We start from the raw sequence: 491 nt of genomic DNA, 5'->3' as shown, positions 1-491 counted from the left end.
GGTCAAAACATGTGGTTCTGGTAACATTCATCTAACAAGGCGTTCAAACGGACAAAAAACAGTTGGCTGTTTCACTCCGTTCACAATTTTAGCCAACAATTTTTTGCCGCTTAACGTGGCGTTATGTGGCTGAGGGGGATTATGAAATCTGAAGGTTTAACTCTATATTGGAATTCGCATAAACTAGCTATTATTGCAGTAGCATTAATCAGTTTAATTTCCGCCAGTTTAATAGGTTATGAACATGGAGTTATTCGCGGCTTGTTATTTTTTGTTGGTGTTATATGTTTATTCTTAATATCAACCTTAATCCCTTTTAGAAAGTCGCTTAAATCAAAGTATGGTAAAAGTCCTTTTTAAACTAAAGCCACATAACAAGTGACTATGGTGTCAATTCTTAATTATTGATTCATTTTTGGGTCCCAATAGACACCATCTCTCACCATCGAATTTAAGATCACAATCATTTTTCTAACACAGGCAATGATAGC

1 protein-coding gene is annotated in these 491 nt (G+C 35.2%); it reads left to right on the top strand.

The annotated features are described in order from the left end of the window. Nucleotides 1-141 precede the first annotated feature (141 nt). A complete protein-coding gene (locus H4J66_RS01165; protein WP_182169491.1) occupies nt 142-360 on the top strand; it encodes a hypothetical protein in 219 nt (72 codons plus the stop codon). Nucleotides 361-491 lie beyond the last annotated feature (131 nt).

Source organism: Colwellia sp. MB3u-55 (genome assembly GCF_014076785.1).
In the GTDB taxonomy this organism is placed as follows: domain Bacteria; phylum Pseudomonadota; class Gammaproteobacteria; order Enterobacterales; family Alteromonadaceae; genus Colwellia_A.
Note: the sequence above shows the minus strand (reverse complement) of the source record. Positions and strands in the feature narration are given on the sequence as shown.